Source organism: Leptospira ryugenii (assembly GCF_003114855.1).
Lineage (GTDB): Bacteria > Spirochaetota > Leptospiria > Leptospirales > Leptospiraceae > Leptospira_A > Leptospira_A ryugenii.
Genome location: NZ_BFBB01000002.1, coordinates 152,878 through 169,871 on the forward strand (window position 1 = coordinate 152,878; position 16,994 = coordinate 169,871).

General features: G+C 42.0%; 14 protein-coding genes. 5 read left to right on the top strand and 9 right to left on the bottom strand.

Annotated elements, in window-relative coordinates:
- The first annotated feature begins 25 nt into the window (after positions 1-25).
- Genes DI060_RS01385 through DI060_RS01400 form a run of 4 tightly spaced genes read left to right on the top strand, consistent with a single transcriptional unit; the run spans position 26 to position 5,284 of the window.
- The gene (locus DI060_RS01385) at positions 26-2,038 is read left to right on the top strand and encodes an ATP-dependent helicase (RefSeq protein ID WP_167836875.1); all 2,013 of its coding nucleotides are present in this window, start codon (positions 26-28) and stop codon (positions 2,036-2,038) included.
- Positions 2,038-2,727, top strand: coding sequence for an LIC12587 family lipoprotein (locus tag DI060_RS01390; protein WP_108972934.1), 690 nt, complete (start codon positions 2,038-2,040; stop codon positions 2,725-2,727). The genes DI060_RS01385 and DI060_RS01390 overlap by 1 nt, the downstream gene beginning before the upstream one ends.
- Positions 2,728-2,732: 5 nt before the next feature.
- Positions 2,733-4,922 (top strand): LIC_12586 family protein, encoded by a 2,190-nt coding sequence (locus DI060_RS01395; RefSeq protein WP_108972936.1) that lies wholly within the window; start codon positions 2,733-2,735, stop codon positions 4,920-4,922.
- Positions 4,907-5,284 carry a hypothetical protein gene (locus DI060_RS01400; protein ID WP_108972938.1) on the top strand — a complete coding sequence of 126 codons (378 nt, stop codon included), beginning with the start codon at positions 4,907-4,909 and terminating at the stop codon, positions 5,282-5,284. Before DI060_RS01395 ends, DI060_RS01400 begins: the two co-directional genes overlap by 16 nt.
- On the opposite strand, the gene lpxB is transcribed toward DI060_RS01400, so the two are convergent.
- The 9 genes from lpxB to DI060_RS01445 all read right to left on the bottom strand — a co-directional run bounded on the left by lpxB (position 5,268) and on the right by DI060_RS01445 (position 14,784).
- Positions 5,268-6,503, bottom strand: a complete 1,236-nt coding sequence (lpxB, locus tag DI060_RS01405) for a lipid-A-disaccharide synthase (RefSeq protein WP_108972940.1) — start codon at positions 6,501-6,503, stop codon at positions 5,268-5,270. The two genes, DI060_RS01400 and lpxB, sit on opposite strands and share 17 nt — an antisense overlap.
- Positions 6,478-7,329 (bottom strand): LpxI family protein, encoded by an 852-nt coding sequence (locus tag DI060_RS01410; RefSeq protein ID WP_108972942.1) that lies wholly within the window; start codon positions 7,327-7,329, stop codon positions 6,478-6,480. Before DI060_RS01410 ends, lpxB begins: the two co-directional genes overlap by 26 nt.
- A complete protein-coding gene (locus DI060_RS01415) occupies positions 7,329-7,577 on the bottom strand; it encodes an FmdB family zinc ribbon protein (protein WP_108972945.1) in 249 nt (82 codons plus the stop codon). The genes DI060_RS01410 and DI060_RS01415 overlap by 1 nt, the downstream gene beginning before the upstream one ends.
- 11 nt (positions 7,578-7,588) lie before the next feature.
- On the bottom strand, positions 7,589-9,022 hold the full coding sequence (locus tag DI060_RS01420) for a hypothetical protein (protein WP_108972947.1): 1,434 nt from the start codon (positions 9,020-9,022) through the stop codon (positions 7,589-7,591).
- 20 nt (positions 9,023-9,042) lie between these two features.
- Positions 9,043-10,581 (bottom strand): TolC family protein, encoded by a 1,539-nt coding sequence (locus DI060_RS01425; RefSeq protein WP_108972949.1) that lies wholly within the window; start codon positions 10,579-10,581, stop codon positions 9,043-9,045.
- A gap of 38 nt (positions 10,582-10,619) precedes the next feature.
- Complete coding sequence (sucD, locus tag DI060_RS01430; RefSeq protein WP_108972951.1) at positions 10,620-11,510, bottom strand: succinate--CoA ligase subunit alpha; 891 nt, start codon at positions 11,508-11,510, stop codon at positions 10,620-10,622.
- 13 nt (positions 11,511-11,523) lie between these two features.
- Positions 11,524-12,693: an ADP-forming succinate--CoA ligase subunit beta gene (gene sucC, locus DI060_RS01435; RefSeq protein ID WP_108972953.1), complete on the bottom strand. Its 1,170-nt coding sequence runs from the start codon at positions 12,691-12,693 to the stop codon at positions 11,524-11,526.
- A gap of 145 nt (positions 12,694-12,838) precedes the next feature.
- Positions 12,839-13,447, bottom strand: coding sequence for a hypothetical protein (locus DI060_RS01440; protein WP_244594246.1), 609 nt, complete (start codon positions 13,445-13,447; stop codon positions 12,839-12,841).
- A 98-nt stretch (positions 13,448-13,545) separates the two neighbouring features.
- The gene (locus DI060_RS01445) at positions 13,546-14,784 is read right to left on the bottom strand and encodes a Kelch repeat-containing protein (RefSeq protein WP_108972955.1); all 1,239 of its coding nucleotides are present in this window, start codon (positions 14,782-14,784) and stop codon (positions 13,546-13,548) included.
- Positions 14,785-14,960: 176 nt separating this feature from the next.
- Here DI060_RS01445 and DI060_RS01450 point away from each other — a divergent pair, with 176 nt between their 5' ends.
- Positions 14,961-16,976 (top strand): oxidoreductase, encoded by a 2,016-nt coding sequence (locus DI060_RS01450; protein WP_108973978.1) that lies wholly within the window; start codon positions 14,961-14,963, stop codon positions 16,974-16,976.
- Positions 16,977-16,994 lie beyond the last annotated feature (18 nt).

The following is a 16,994-nucleotide window of genomic DNA, read 5'->3' on the forward strand; positions in this document are numbered from 1 at the left end:
CTTACGTATTTTGGGGGCTTATCAGTTGAAACTAAATCCAAATCAAATGGAAGCTGTGAGGACTGTGGAAGGGCCCCTCCTTGTCTTTGCCGGTGCGGGCTCAGGTAAGACCCGAGTCATCACCAATAGGATTGCCCATATGGTGCTCGAAAAGAACATCGCCGCGGGCAAAATTGTTGCTCTATCCTTTACCAATAAAAGTGCCAAAGAAATGGCAGAGCGTTTACGTAAAATGGTGCCGAAGGAGCGTTTGAAGGGAATCATCCTCTCCACCTTCCATTCCCTGGGTTTGAAAATATTGAAGGAACACATCACCAAACTTGGGTATCACGAAACTTTTTTACTCTTCAATGCAAATGACCAAGAGGCCTTTGTTTCTGAGCTACTCAAGCAGAAGAAAATCGATAGTAAGAAGGTTCCTCCCAAGGAAATTCTTAGAAGGATTTCTTATGCCAAAAATACCCAGTCAACCTACGAAAACCAAGCCGAATCCAATGAACTGGATTTTGTTGCGAATGAACTTTTCTCGCTGTATGAAGATGGTTTGAAGGAAAAAAATGCCATTGACTTTGATGATTTGATTCTTCTTCCAAAACGTCTGTTAGCTGAATTTCCCGAAGTCGCCGAGAGCTACCATAAAAAGTACAATTACTTTATGGTTGATGAGTTCCAAGATACCAACCAATTGCAATATGAGTTTTTATCCCTTTTTCGGGGCTCCAGTGAAAACCTATGCGTAGTAGGGGACGATGACCAAAGTATCTATGCCTTCCGTGGCTCCAATGTAGAACTCATCTTAAACTTCGAAACTCAATTTCCCAATGCAAAGGTTGTCCGCCTTCTTGAGAACTACCGCTCAACTGCTCCTATCATTGCGGCTGCAAATTCATTGATCAAACACAACATCGGCCGGAGAGAAAAGGAGCTGTTTAGCCGCATCCCTTCACAGGAGCTAGTGGAATATTATGAAACAGCGGATGAAAAAGAAGAAGCAATCTTTGTTACGAGTAAAATCCAGTCCTTTCTCATTCGAAATGAATTCCGTGGGAACCAGATAGCCATTTTATTCCGAACCAACTTCCAATCGCGTCCTTTCGAAGAAGAATTGCGAAACAGAAACATTCCTTATAAGGTAGTAGGTGGCTATAATTTCTTTGACCGAAAGGAAGTCAGAGATTGTATCTCCTACCTTCGCTATGTTGCCAATCCCAAGGATGACTATTCCCTGCTTCGGATCCTCAATTACCCCAAACGGGGCATAGGGCCAGGAACCATCCAAAAGCTACAGGAAGAATCCTTTCATAAGAATTGTTCTCTTTTCGATATCTTCCACGAAATCATCGCCTCCGTGGATTATCTGCCAGAGATCAAGACAAAGGTACGGCAGGAAATCTACCAATTTGTCGAACTCATCGAAAGTTTCAAAAAGAAGTTTGCTCTTTCGCCGAAACTGGCCCCTGTCCTGAAGGAAATGATCACCCAGATTGGTTTTGAGCGGGAAATCTCCCTGGAAGAGGAGGATGAGCGCATCATCAAGGCTCGCATGTACAACCTGAGCGAGCTCGTAAACATGCTTTCCTACTTTGAGGATGAGGAAGAACGCACGGAAAAACCAAAAATTTTCGATTTTTTGCAAAGATTAGCACTTTTAATGGAAGATGAGCCGAAAGAAGAAGAGACGGACAGAAGGGTCCAACTCCTTACCATGCACCAATCCAAGGGATTGGAGTATGATTTGGTATTTTTAGTTGGATTGGAAGAGGGAATTTTACCCAACTCGCGTGTTATAGAAGGTGGAGAGGCAGTCAATGAAGAACGCCGTCTCCTATATGTCGGGATGACCCGTCCAAGGGCTAAATTGTTCTTGACTGGGGCTCGTACAAGACGCAAGTTTGGGGAACAAATCGAGAGCGCCCCGTCTCGGTTTTTAGAAGAGCTTTCTCGGGACGCGGTTCTCAGGTTTCCACTGGAAACAGAGAGCAGAGAAGCTGGAACACTCAATTTCTTAGAGGAATTGGAGAAATTAAAGGTAAGCTAATGAAACGACTTTATCCACTGACCCTACTTTTGGTGTTAGCGGTGGCATTTGAAAACTGTGCTTCGACCGAATCTTCTGTAAACCGTGCAGGAGGAGCCAAGATAGACCTTAGCTCACACCTCTCTCAACTGGATTCGATCGAAAGAGATTTGAAAAACCCAAAAACTGATGATGAAAAGGCAAAATTACTCTTAAGCAAGGGAAAACTTTTACTCGACTTGGGCAAATACGACCAGGCTATCTCTAGTCTTTCGGCCATCCCTGCACTCAAAAGCAACCATGTTAACCAGTCCGAATGGAACCTGTACCTAGGTAAGGCATACATTGGCAAAAACGAATACGCAAAAGCCATTCCTCATTTGAATCTGTCTGAAAAGTTAGATAAAACCTATAACCCTGAGCGTAAAAAATTAGTGGTGCAGTCCTTGGTAGCAGAAAGAGAGTATTACCCTGCCCTTGCGACCCTCACTAAGACCTATACGAAAGGGAACCAAAAAAAGGATGAGTTTTACTTTGAGACCGCTGCAAAGACCTATCTAAAGATGGGATTCGAATACAAAAACACAAGTTTCTACCAAAAAAGTCTGCAGGTAGCGAACCTTGGTTTGGAAGAATTTCCTGAGAACGAAACACTCCGTTCCATCCAGAAAGAGTGTTTGGAAGTTCTCCAACCGGAAGGTAAACTCTAAGCAAATTGAAATTTGCTCTTCCCCTCATTTCCGAACGTGATTTGAGGGATACCCTTTCCCGTTTCCTCTTAGCCTCCAAGATCCACCGGCCAAAATTAACTTCTGCACTACTTTTCCTCGTTGTTGTATGCCTACAGATCGTATCATATCTACTATTTGAACATTATATACGGACAAAGCGGATCCCTCTTTCTGCCTTACGAGGTTTTGTAACAAATACCATCAACCAAGAATTGGGCAAAGCTGTCGATTTAGGTGTTCTTGATTTTTCAATTCGAGAAGGATTGATCTTGGAAGATTTAGCAATCTCTCAGGAGGAAGATTTTTCGTACAATTCGTATCTTCTTAAGGTAAAGAAGGTCACATTTCATATTGAATCCTATTTTGCAAAAGTACCACAGATTGATAGAATCGATTTTTATAGTCCTCAGTTGATTCTGAACAATGATGAAAATTTAGAAACAAGCCTCATCAAATATTTTAAATCAAGTAGAATCAAAGAAGTTATCTTTCACGATACTCGCGTAACTTTAATTAAAGACAATGAGATTATTGTCGATTGGAAAGAAGGATGGGACATCCATTTTAAAAGAGAAGGAGAGAAAATTTTTGTAAGCTACTCCAATGGAATGTTTTGGATTCCCAATGCGACTCGGATCAAAGGACAAGGCTATTTATCTGAGACTAAAGAGGAGGATTTTTCATTTCAATTGGAATGGAAAAACTATCCTTCCGAAGAGGCACCTTTATTAAGTAAATATTTATTGGGGGCAAATTTACAATCGGCCGTACTATCTGGTGATGCTACTTGGACTCGTTTATCGGATGGCTCCAACTTGATCAAAGGAAATGTGGAATTTGAAAATACAACGTTTACCTTTCCTTTGGTTTCTTCCTATATTGTCTCCGGATTTAGATTTCAGGAATCTTTTCTCTTTCAAAAAGACCAGGAGCTCAGAGAGTTTACGACTAGAGATTTCCTACTTAAGTGGGAGATTCAGAAGCTCCAGGGTCCAAAAGAGATCCTCCTAGTTCGAAAAGTGCAATTTGATATTGAGGACATCGCATCTCTTTCTGATTATCTTATTGATATAGCAAGCGGAGAGTCATTGCCCATAGCAGGCAAAGTGAGAGGAAATATAGATATCAAAGAAACAGGTGAAAAAGATCGCTGGTTTCAAGTCAGAGGAGATATCAAAGGCGAAGATTTGAGCTACGGGAGTACTTCTTTTTTGTTCAAAGAAGGCCAATTTGAAATCAATGTATCTGATCAAAACCAAACTAAACTAAATCTCAAAGGTGAATTATTCAATAAACCTGTTCAATTCAATCTAACATCAATTCTCGAATGGTCTCGCTCGAAAAAGACGGATGGAACTTTTTATTACCCTCTTTCCTCAAAAACCAAGGCAAATTTGGTTTTGAAAGAATTGATCGCTAGTGATTGGATTCCGCTCTACCAAAATTGGAAACAAGATACATTGGAAGAAATCAAAGAGCGGCAAGAAAAACTCATTCCTGAAGAGTACTTCTATCAAAAGAAACTCTACAAATATTTTTTGGAAACACTGGCTTGGGAGAGCGGTATACAAGTAGATTCTTATTATCCTTTTGAAGGGAGTGGGAGCCTTGGTCCACTAAAGGGTAGTCTTCTTGCAAAGGATGGTAGGTTCAGTTTTAATGTTAACTTACCGAATAACGAAAGCAAGATGAGTATTGGTTCTTACTATGCTACAAAGACGCCAAATTTTTCCTTTTCCCTATTTTTAAAGGCCTATCCTTGGGGAACATCTTGGATGTCTTTATGTGGCATGGAATTGAATCCTGAAAAAATTGAATTTGATTATTCATACAATAGCCAAGGAAGTGATTATTATACACTTTCAAAGGATGCCAGATATTCTTACTTTGTAAAATTGATCTCTACTAAAGTGACAAATAAAGAGATCATATCAAAATTAAATCTTTCGGAGAAAATTTTAAAAGATCCATTTGATTTGGAGTTTAACTTAGATCATTATTTTGATTCGGATTATGCCCGCAATATTGTCCTTACTAGTCCAACTCTCGATATAAAAGGATATGCACAAAATAAATCGGGTCAATTCTATTACAGTGTGTATGGACTATTGGGCGAGGTTCGTTCGTCCTGGTCCATAACAGAGGATGAAAATCGAAGATGTTCCATCAAATAAAAAGAGTCTCTTTCGTTGGCTCCCTTGTGCTAATCCTAAGTCTTCTCTTTGTATCCTGCAAGGAAGAAGGTCGCAAAGCAGACATCCCACCTAAGCTTGATACCCTACCTGATTTTTCTGGTCAATGGAATCTGCATGGATACCAAGACCAATTGGATAAGCCCAATCTGATTCTGTTTGATCCAGTCGAGAAGAAAGCGCAATTTGGAAACAGAATCTATCTCCTAGAAATGGATTCGATTGGGATCGGACTGAAAGCGGAAGATGAAGAATCAGTCTTTGCATATTTCTTATATTCAGAAATGAAAGGAAAAACTTGGATGGGAGTCATCGACAATAAAGTTGTCAGGTTACATCGCTAAGGGATTGATTCTTCCAGGATTCATAGAATTTCGCAATCTCTTGAGCTGCTAACTTAGCTCCATTTGCCAATCCCAATTCTCTCTCTTTGGTTTCTTGGAGTATCTTTATAATTTTGTTTCGATACTTTCGATTTTCTAAAATTGCTAAAGCTTCCTTTACTATATATTTTGGTTCGGCTTCATTTTGTGTAAGCTCACGGCAGACTTCGGTTCCAGAAAGAATATTGGCAAGTCCTATAAATTTTGATCTAATGAGGAGTGAGCCTAATAAGTAGGTAAATAAACTAACCTTATAAAGAATCACCATTGGTTTTTCAAAAAAAAGTCCTTCCAGGGTTGCAGTACCTGAGGCTATCAAAAGTAAGTCGGATGCACTCATGACTCGAAGTGATGAGTCCCACAAATAATGAATTTTGATTTCGGGTGATCTTTCTTTCAGTTCCGAAATTTTGGCTAGAAGAAGAGGTTCCAATGCCTTATTGATATTAGGTAGTAGGAAAACGATCTCCTTTTTTTTCTTTGCAAAATGTGTATGTAGTTCTGCTGCTGAAGCCAAAAGTGGGTCTATCAATTTAGTGATCTCCCCTCGCCGTGAGCCAGGCAGGAGTCCTATAACATGTCCTTCACCCATCTGCGGTAGATCACTTGGTAGATTTGGTTCTTTCTTTAACTTTTCAGGAATTCTCTTTGTGATGGGGTGGCCGACAAATTTTGCGTTCACTCCGTACTGTTTATAAATCTCTTCTTCGAAACGAAAGAGAGTTAACATGAGTGCAATTTGCTCTTTAATAAAATAAATTCTTTTGAATTTCCAGGCCCAAATTTGAGGTGATACATAAAAAATAGAGGGGATTCCCAAAGATTTCAGTTCTTTTGCTAATCTTAAGTTAAATCCAGGATAATCTATCAGGATCGCAAATTTGATATTCCGTTCTTTGACCTGGTCTAAGAGTCTATAAAAAAGTTTCTTTAAAAAGGAATACTTTTTGATTGCCTCAGAAAATCCAATGACTGATAGCTTTTCCAGCTCTTCGATTGACTCAAAGCCGCAAGAGATCATCCGTTCACCACCAATTCCAAAATAGGATAATTCCGGATGCAATGAAGATAGCTCTGTCATTAGGTCGGCACCAAGTAGATCTCCTGAATGTTCTCCCGTAACGATCAGGACGTTCTCTTTTCCTAACTTTGGATTAAGGGATTTTTTTTTGGCTACCATTCAGTTTTTTTACTCCACTGGGTCCTAAGACGACAAAATTGATTTTATGTGCAGTTGCAAAGGAAATCACTTCCTTTGGATTTACAACTAGTGTTTCACCTTCTTTGATACACAATGTACGACATTGGCTTTCTTTCATTACTTGTAAAGTGTGTATCCCAATTGTTGGGAGATCAAAACGTTCATCTTGTTTTGATTTTGCAGATTTGCAGACAACCGCTGAGCCGTTCTTTTTTGTATACTCGCCACCACGTCGGATTGTGGCATCTGTTCCTTCAACAGCTTCGACAGCTATTACACTTTCATCACAGACGACTACCATTTGCCCTATGTCTAGATCAGCCATTTTTTCTGCGTATTCCATACCGAAGGAGATATCTTTTAATTCTTGGCTCGAAAATTTTTTGGGAGTGTACCTGCCTTCTCCCAATAGAAGGGAACTAAGGTATTTTTTTTGAGATATGACTTTCACACCCATACTTTCAAATTCGTCAGCTATGGCTAAAAAAATCGGATAATCATTTCGGTTGATGGTTTTTGCCAAAATGGAAAGGGCCTTTAGATCAAATTTTAAACCTTGGAAAAGTAAGTCTTTTCTCACCTTTCCTAACATCAAAATGTGATCAATTTTTTCTTTTTGGATCGTTTTTAGGATTTTTCCGATTTGGGTGATATGGACGGGGATAGTTCGATCGGAATACTGACGAGGCTCAAAATCTGATTCTTTGATCGCGAGAAAGACAGGATCCTCGCCGGCAAGAAGTGCTTCCTGCATCCCAACATGAGGTAGTTCCCCTCCACCGGCAATGATCCCTAATTTACCCATTAATCTCCATTAGTTGGGGAAGAAGCGGGTGCACTTGGTTCCGTTGAACTTGGCTTTGTATTGTCTTTTTTGTAATCAGTCACGTAAAAACCAGTTCCTTTAAAGATGATGCCTGCAGTTCCAGTGATCATGCGCTCCACAGTACCTTTGTTTCCGCAAAGGCATTCAGTCAGAGCATCCTCTTTCATGGATTGTACGTGTTCAAACTGTTTTCCACAGGTTTTACATGAATAATCATAGGTTGGCATAATTTTCCTCCTTAATGAATCCCAATACTGATTTGAAACAAATGGATCGATTCCGACCCTTCTTTACCACCAGAAGGTAAACAAATTTCCCATTGTGTGTTTGCCTTGAGGAGGTTGGTTTTGTCCAGTTCTTTCGAGAGCAAAGAAGGCAGGAGTACTGTCCTGCGTTGGGAAAGACTGGCTTCCATGGCATTTTCCCTTAGACCCTGAATTCGCAAAGTAAAAGTCTGCTTCCCACTTGATTTCCCTATGTGGGCACGACTGCCATTTACCCAAATAGATTCTTCATCTGCGGCAATGGTAAAGGCTGGTTGACGAGCGTTTTCGGTTTTTAGGTTCAGTTGTAAAAAGGGAATTTTTTCTTCGCTAAGTGCGTTTTGGTACACAAAAGATATTTCGTTGCTTTGGGAAGAAAAACTTCGGCATATTTCTTCCTTACTGGAATAAATGGGAAATCCAATGTCGCCTTCCTCTACGACTCGTTTTCTTCTTAGGTATTTCCCCATAAAGCCTGACGGTGGTTCATTTCCTTGCCAATTAACAAAGTCGATATGGGTATCTTCATTTTTATGAGCAAAACGCTTTTCCAATAATTCTTCCGCCTGTTTGGAGGCACTACTTTCTAAAAATCCTGAATATATCCATGCGGTAGTTTGGAGGCTAGGGTAATAACAAAGGAGAAAGACTCCAGGTTTTCCGTTCACTATCTCTTCATGTTCGTCCCGCTCAAAACAATAGGCAATATCCGGGTTTGAGATCTTGCCCACCTCAGGGTTTTCTTTTCCAGGACCCGACCTAAGGTTTACGTTCTTTCCAGTGATTTGTTTGCGGTTTTGGTAGAACAATGAATTTGGGTGAGAGCTTAGGTAGGCAAGGTTTTGTTCTAAAAATTCCAGTTCCCATTCGCCAATCGGATCGCGGGATTGTTTTAACAAGATCGCTAAGGCTTTGCTGTAATCTGCTTCGATTCCCCTAGGATCTTCAAGTAACAGTTGTAAGAGGAAATAACTCACCTTCTCTTTAGGGATGGGTTTTTTAAAGAGAGAGAATTTGCCAACGAGAGTCCTTCTGTAGATGGGAGTTTGTGGCTTTAGCAAAGGTAAGTAGGGATCCAAGATATGTTGGTATTCTCCCCGTTTCGTTTCCCATTTCTGTATTTCTAATTGGGGTAACTTTTGGATCTCAAGCCTCGTTTGTTCCTCTGTTTTTGTTTCATTGAGTGCTAGTTCTAAATGAGCAATAGAAAGGGATAATAGGGAGAGTGTGGCATCGTTTTCAATCCGATTCTCATCCGGAAAGAGAGAGAGGAGTTTTGCATAATGCCCTTCTTCCCAAAGTCTATGCGCTCTATCCTCAGGACTTGAAAAGTCAAAGGCGAAGTAAACAAACAGTAATACGAGTATGGCAATGGCAGAAATGGCGCCAAAAACCCTAGAACGAATCACAAGCGCCTGCCTTGAAAAGATTAGAGATTGTCAGGTAAGAGTTGGTTGCGATCGATTCCATATTCTTCAAAGAGGGCATTCTTTGCGACGTAGTATCGATGTAGGTTGATATTGTAATCAACCTTAGCTCTAACGAGAGATAGCTGGTCTTGCACTAAAGTGTCTAAGGCGTTCTTTACAGTCAAAGCATTGAATCTTCCCTGTTGGAAAGAACGTACGACTCCAGCATAGTATTTCCTGGACTCTTCTTCCGTTTTTTTCGCGTTTTCCATGATCTTGAAAGAAGCTTTAAGGATGTCGATACGTGTCCTAACATCATCAGCAACCGATTTGGTTAAATCCTCTTCTTCCAGTTTCACTTGGCGTTTTTGTATCTCGGCATCACGTAGTCCAGCCTTTACACCTTTGTCTGCGATTGGGTAGCTCAAATCAAGACTTCCCTGCATGACAGGGTAACTATAAGAGAAAACGCCATTTCGTGAGTTTGTATAATTGGAGCTAGGTCCTTCTAAGTTCTGAGCTTGGTAGCCGTAAGTGCCCGCCGCTTTTAGGCTTGGCATAGCATCTTGTTTTGCATTTTTCATGGCAAGTTCTGCATTCTCTTTCTTACGCTGGATAGCTTTGAAATCAGCACGGTTCTTAAATGCGTACGCAATGTCCTCGTCATAGTTCAGGTTTTTGGGGAGTTCTTCTGAGAGGGGAGAGCTAGTTCCAAATTGCGCAGTCTCAGAGAGATTTAGGCTTCGGATGAGTTTACGTTTTGCTTCTTCTCTTTCGGCAGAGGCTTGTGCCATTTGGCCTTCAACTTGCGCAAGGAGTGCATTCCATTGATTGACTTCGAAGGATTCCGAGAGACCTAATCCTTGTTTTCTGACAGTTAGGTCGCGGATGGTCTTTGTATTTTTTAGGAGTTGTTCAAAGGTTTGGTAGCTTGATTCTTTGACAGCATAATTCCAGTAGTCTACAAGAGAGCCTACAACTTTCTCGGCTACCTGAACTTCCAATTGGTCTTTTAAAATTTCCGACTGGTTTTCAATCATCTTCTCCATATTTCTTTCTTTGGAACCAAAGCTATTCTTCCAAAGGTCTTGGGCAATGGTAACTTGGAGAGTGTCGGTATAGAGAGGAGGGATCCCTAAAGAAGTAAAGCCTGAAGGAGTAGTCGCCGCATTTTCAAAGGCGTTGGAGTCAAAGCGCGTACTCTTTGCCTCGAGTTTGAAATAGGTCCCTGTGGTGAACAAACGATCTATACCTGCCGTGTAGGTAGTCGTTTGGGTTTTGGTTCCTGAGAAGATATTGTTCTGGTTGAAAGGAAATCGTTTTTGGTCTAGCTCGGCTTCTGCAAAGGCACGGTAGCTGTAGCGTCCTTCAAATTTTAAAAGGTCTGAATCCGCTTTCGCAAGTTCCAATCGCGCCCGCATCACCTCGCGGTTGTTCTCAATCGTATACTTAACGGCGTCTTTCAGCGTTAAGGTAAAGAGTTTGTCCGACTCTGCGGCTAGGAGCGAAAGAGAGGACAGAACCATGGCTACCATGGCAATGATTGAACGTTGTTCCATACTTAACTATCTGACCTCTCTTCCTTTTCGTTTCTCTGCTATTTTTTTACCAGAGCTTTCATTTTTTCACCCACCTCACCAATGTGAGCGCAGATTCCAATGCCAGCATCTTTCATTGCGGCAATTTTGGATGTTGCCGTTCCCATACCACCGGAGATGATCGCACCAGCATGTCCCATCCTTTTGCCTGGAGGGGCTGTTTGGCCTGCAATGAACCCGACGACAGGCTTTTTGCAATGAGCTTTGATATAGGCGGCCGCTTCCTCTTCCGATGTACCACCAATTTCTCCGATCATGACAATGCCTTGTGTTTCTGGGTCTTCATTCAAGAGTCGCACTGCCTCAGTATGGTTCATACCCGGTACTGGGTCTCCACCGATACCGATACAAGTCGACTGTCCGAGTCCTGCTGCAGTCAAGGACGCAACAGATTCGTAAGTGAGGGTTCCAGAGCGGGAAACAATGCCTATGTTTCCTTCTGCATGGATAAACGCTGGCATGATCCCCATTTTTACTTTGTACTTAGGACTGATGACACCTGGGCAGTTAGGGCCGACCAAGCGGGACTTGGAATTGCGGAGGACGCTATATACCTTCAGCATGTCATGAGTTGGGATGCCTTCCGTAATACAGATGATGAGAGGGATTTCTGCGAAAATACTCTCCAAAATGGCATCGGCTGCGAATGGAGGTGGTACGAAAATCAAGGAGGCATTCGCCCCATCTTCCTTCATTGCATCTTTTACTGTATTGCGAACGGGAGCAGTCTTTCCAGATTCAGATGTCCAAGTTTGGCCACCTTTGCCTGGAGTCACTCCTGCAACGACCTTTGTTCCGTATTCTAACATTTGCGTTGCATGGAAGGAACCTTCTTTACCGGTAATCCCTTGCACTACAACGCGTGTATTTGCATCAACTAATACTGCCATATTGATTCTTCCCTTATTTTTTGATGAGGGAGACAATCTTGTCTGCCGCATCACGGAGTCCTTCTACTCCTACGATGTTCAATCCTGATTCGTTTAGGATTCGTTTTCCTTCTTCTGCATTGGTTCCTTTTAATCGAACCACCACAGGGACATGGATGTTTACCTTTTTGGCGGCTTCAATCACCCCATTGGCAACTCGGTCACAACGTACGATCCCACCAAAGATATTTACAAAGATACCTTTTACATTGGGGTCAGAGAGGATAAGGCGAAAGCCATTCTCGACTGTGACTGGATTTGCTCCACCGCCGACATCTAAGAAGTTTGCTGGCTCAGCACCTGCTAATTTTACGATATCCATGGTAGCCATGGCAAGACCAGCACCATTGACCATACATCCTATGTTACCATCTAACTTTACATAGTTGAGGTCAAATTCTTTGGCTTTTACTTCGTAGGGGTCTTCTTCTGTGATATCTCTCAGCGCAAGATTGTCCGCATGACGGAACATTGCATTCTCATCCAGATCTAATTTACAGTCACCAGCAATGATCTCGTTTTGTTTGGTAAGGATCAAAGGGTTGATTTCTAAGAGAGCAGCATCTTCTTTGATATAGGCTGTGTAAATTGCACTGACAAGGTTGAAGAAAGATTTCTGTGCTTCAGCTGGAATTTGCAATGCAAAGGCAAGCTCTCTAATCTGAGCTGCTTGGATTCCGATGCCTGGGTCTACAGGTATTTTGATGATCTTTTCAGGAGTTGAGTGGGCCACCTCTTCGATGTCCATACCACCTTCGGTAGAGGCCATGATGATGGTCTTTCTAAGAGACCTGTCGAGTAGAATGGATAGGTAGTACTCTTTCGCAATTTCTAAACCTTGCTCCAAATAAACCTTCAGAACTTTTTTGCCTTCTGGTCCAGTTTGTGGAGTCACGAGTTGCATGCCGAGGATCTTATCGATAGCAGCTTTTGCATCTTCTTTGGTTTTCGTAACTTTGACTCCGCCACCCTTTCCACGCCCACCGGCATGGATTTGGGCTTTCACAACAACAACGGGAGACTTTTGAACGACTTCATTGTATGCTTTTTCCCATTCATTGGCAGATTCTACAATCTTTCCGAAGGGGACATTGGCATTGTGTCTACGTAGGATTTCTTTGGCCTGGTATTCGTGGACTTTCATGGATTTCCTTGTCTATTTGGTGCTACCGCCTCTAACTTAGGCGTGTCTTAGGCTCAAGGATCGAATGTTCCCTTAGACTGTCAAGTCAAGTGCAAACAAAATCCAAGGACAAACTGGACGATTCTACTTGTATACAATCTGGGAATTAAGGCTGTAAAAAGGTCTGATCAACTAATTCCCGTTTCAGTATAGGTTGGTTTCGCATATCCAAACCTGGAAAAAAAGTTTCTGATTTTGAATTTTCCTCTTTTGCTTGTTTTAATGTTTTGATACGAACGTAACAGGCTTCCATCCACAATTGATGGTCACAGCCTAAGAGGTGGTAACCTTCATGGATGAGAGTTGATTTTGGACTGGTAAATAACAGCTGCAATGTGGAAATATATTTGCCTTTGATATACCCACGAGTACGTGTTTCTGTTTCTACTGCACCCTGGACTTCTAGTTTCAAGCCTATCCCCCAAAGCATTCCAAGTGAAAAAAACTCAAAGCCTATATCTGACCATTTCCTTCCTTTGAGATATACCAATCGATCGCAATCGGAAGGTAAAGATAGACTTCTTAAATACGCTAAGATATCCCAACCATAAAATCCTGGCCTTTCCACTGTTGTTTGCCGACTGACATGTAAACGTATCTTATAAAGTTCTAATTCTTTTCCCCATGCAAGGTACAATTCCTTTAGCTCATCTTCTGCAAATCCATCTTCTTTAAGGATACATATATGCAAAGATTTCCATTCTCCAAAATCCATTCTCTCCCGTATTGAATCTTCATGAAATCCTATCGTCGTACATTGTAAAATACAGGACAGAAAGAACGCAGAGAAAAGAGAAAATTGAATTCTTTGCTTCAATGTTTGTTCCAGTAGCTTGCAAACCGAATCGGTAGACAAAAGCTTCCTACTGACTTTGTATCGATATAATAAAATGAATTCACTTGATAAGGGGATAGATAGATCTTTCCATCGCTTGTGAGGGCACCACCACGAAAAGCACCATTTGGATTTGTTCCAAATGTGGCGTATGCATTTCCATTTCTAGTATCAATGGACGCAAAAGTGAGGTTGCCATAAGGAATGAGATAGATCTTTCCATTGGGAGCAAGTACTGCCCCGTTGAATTTTCCTGGACTTGTAGGACTGAGTGTTGGGCCAAAGCTAACAATAGAGTCTGTATTTGTATCTATATACCGAAGGGTATCATTTTCATAGGGAATCATATAGATCTTTCCATCTGGAGTCAAGACCCCACTGATGTACTTTGCTGTCCCCACAATGGTTGGTCCTATCGTCTGGATGCTTTGGCTATCAGGATCTATTTTAATGACTTCCGTTGCATCAAAGGGTATCATATAGATTTTGCCGTTCGGGGCAAGTACTGATGCTGCATACGAGCCGGATAAGGCAGTATTGATAGAACCAAAAGTGTTTGTCGTTGTGTTGTAATACCAAACTTTTAACTCCCCACTTGGGTTGAAATATACGATGCCATTTCTAGATGTGATACCACCACTAAAGGCACTTCCAGCTATGGATTGGGTTCCAATGCTTGATACCGTGTTATTTTTGATATTATATGCATAAAAAATATTTGTTAGGTGGGGGGCTAAGTAAATTATATCTGCTTGAGTCATCGCACCTCCAATATAAAAAATGACTCCAGAATAAGGTGCTAAGGTGCTCACTGCATTGGTGCGAGGGTTTACCTTAATAAAGTTCGTACCACGATAAGGAATGAAAAAGATTTCATCACTACTTGAAATGAGAGCCGTTTGGAAGGATTCGGTAACATAGCTTGGAACTGCTCCACCATAACTAGAAACGGTTTCGGTTCCTGAACTTCCCTTTAAAAATTGGGATTCCATCTCGTTTTTGATGGCATTCCAATTTTCCGCTTTGATAGCAGCTTCATTCGTGAGCTCGCAGGCTTTGATGCTATCAGAGCTTGGGTTCGAAAAACGAAGACCGCAGACTGGGCTCTGTGATTTGGTAAAGTCCCGAAACAACACCTGGAAAAAAAAAGAATCAGAGCCGACCTCACAAAATTGGCTTAGTTCTGGTTTATGGCAACTAATGAGTGTTATTGACAAAAAAATACATCTGCATAATTGATTCATAATTCTATTACCAGGGTTTTAAGTGAATTTTTATGATCTAGGATTTTCTTTTTTCATTTTTAGATTTCCTACCTTTTTCTTGCGTATAAATCCTATCAATTCCTTTAGGATTCTCTTGCCAAATGGATGCCGCTTCTTCTCATTGTGGTATGAATTCATTTCCGCATTTACTTTCACCACTTGACCTAGGGTTTACCACTCTCAAAAACAGAACTCTTATGGGTTCCATGCACACAGGCTTAGAGGAGGCTGAAAATGGCTACGATCGTATGGCTGCCTTTTATGGAGAGCGAGCGAAAGGAGACTGTGCTCTCATCGTTACCGGAGGGATCGCACCAAGTGAAGCCGGGCGAGTGGCAAAGGGCGGTAGTGTCATGGATACTATGGAAGAGGCCTTACACCATAGAGTCGTGACAAAGGCTGTTCACGAAGCCGGTGGTAAGATCGCCATGCAAATTTTACACACGGGAAGATATGGCTACCATGATAAGATCGTGGCTCCGTCGCCTCTCCGCGCTCCGATCAATATGTTCAAACCCCACCCATTAACGGAAGAGGAAATCATGAGGACCATAGAAGAATTCGCTACTTGTGCGAGTTTAGCAAGGGAAGCTGGTTATGATGGAGTAGAGGTAATGGGATCTGAAGGTTATCTCATCAACCAATTCATTGCGAAGCGAACGAACCAAAGAGAAGATGATTGGGGAGGTAGCTTTGAAAATCGAATTAGGTTTCCTTTGGAAATCTTAAAGGCTGTCAGAAAAAAAGTCGGCAATGACTTTATCATCATATACCGTTTGTCCATGTTAGACCTTGTGGAAGAGGGAGGTAACATAGATGAGGTGGTATACCTGGCAAAAGAGGTGGAAAAAGCGGGAGCAAGCATCATCAATACTGGGATCGGTTGGCATGAAGCAAGGATTCCAACGATAGCGATGATGGTACCTAGGGCAGCATTTACTTGGGTCACTGCCAAAGTAAAAGGCCATGTGAAAATCCCTCTTATTACATCCAACCGTATCAATACGCCCGAGTTGGCAGAAGAGATCCTCGCGAGAGGTGATGCCGATTTGGTTTCAATGGCAAGGCCTTTTCTTGCAGATCCTATGTTTGTGAAGAAAGCGAAGGAAGGTAAATCGGAAGAAATCAACACCTGCATTGCCTGTAACCAAGCCTGCCTTGACCATATCTTTGTAGGTAAAACTGCAAGTTGCCTTGTCAACCCGAGAGCCTGCCATGAAACAGAAATTGTCATCCGCCCTGCTGAGAAGAAAAAAAAGATCGCTGTTGTGGGTGCGGGACCTGGAGGTATGTCTTGTGCAACTACATTGGCCGAACGAGGGCATGAGGTAGACCTTTATGATGCCTCTAGCGAGTTAGGTGGTCAATTGAATATTGCCAGAAGGATTCCTGGAAAAGAAGAGTTCAATGAAACCATTCGATATTTCCGAAATCGTATCCAAAGCACCGGTGTTCGTTTGCATCTACAGATGAAAGTAGGAGCAGACGATTTGATCCAAAAAAAATACGATGAGGTTGTCCTGGCAACGGGTGTAAGCCCAAGGATACCTGCCATTCCAGGAGTCGAGAATTCTAAAGTCATCACTTACGCGGATCTTATTTTAAAATCAAAACAGCCAGGAAAGAGTGTTGTGGTGATCGGAGCGGGAGGCATTGGATTTGATGTGAGTTTGTATCTAACAGATGCAGGGCATGCTTTCACCAAAGAAAACTATTGGAAGGAGTGGGGGATTGATCCTAGTATTACACAAAACGGTGGTTTAACGACAAAGGTCGAAACAAAATCGGACAGAAAGGTTGTGATGCTGAAACGATCCAATAGTAAGTTTGGTTCTACTCTTGGGAAGACGACGGGTTGGATCCACAAAACATCTTTGGAAGATAGAAAGGTGGAACAAATCTCAGGTGTGGAATATAAAAAAATCGATGACCGAGGGATCACAATCAACACCAAAGCGGGCGAGCGACTCATAGAGGCAGACAGTATCATACTCTGTGCAGGCCAGGAGCCTAAACGCGATTTACTACCGGAACTTGAAAGAGCCGGGATCCCTGTGCATCTGATCGGAGGAGCCGACGAAGCAGGAGAATTGGACGCAAAACGAGCGATTGAGCAGGGAACGAAACTTGCGGCAAAGCTATAAAGCTTTGCCAGATCATAA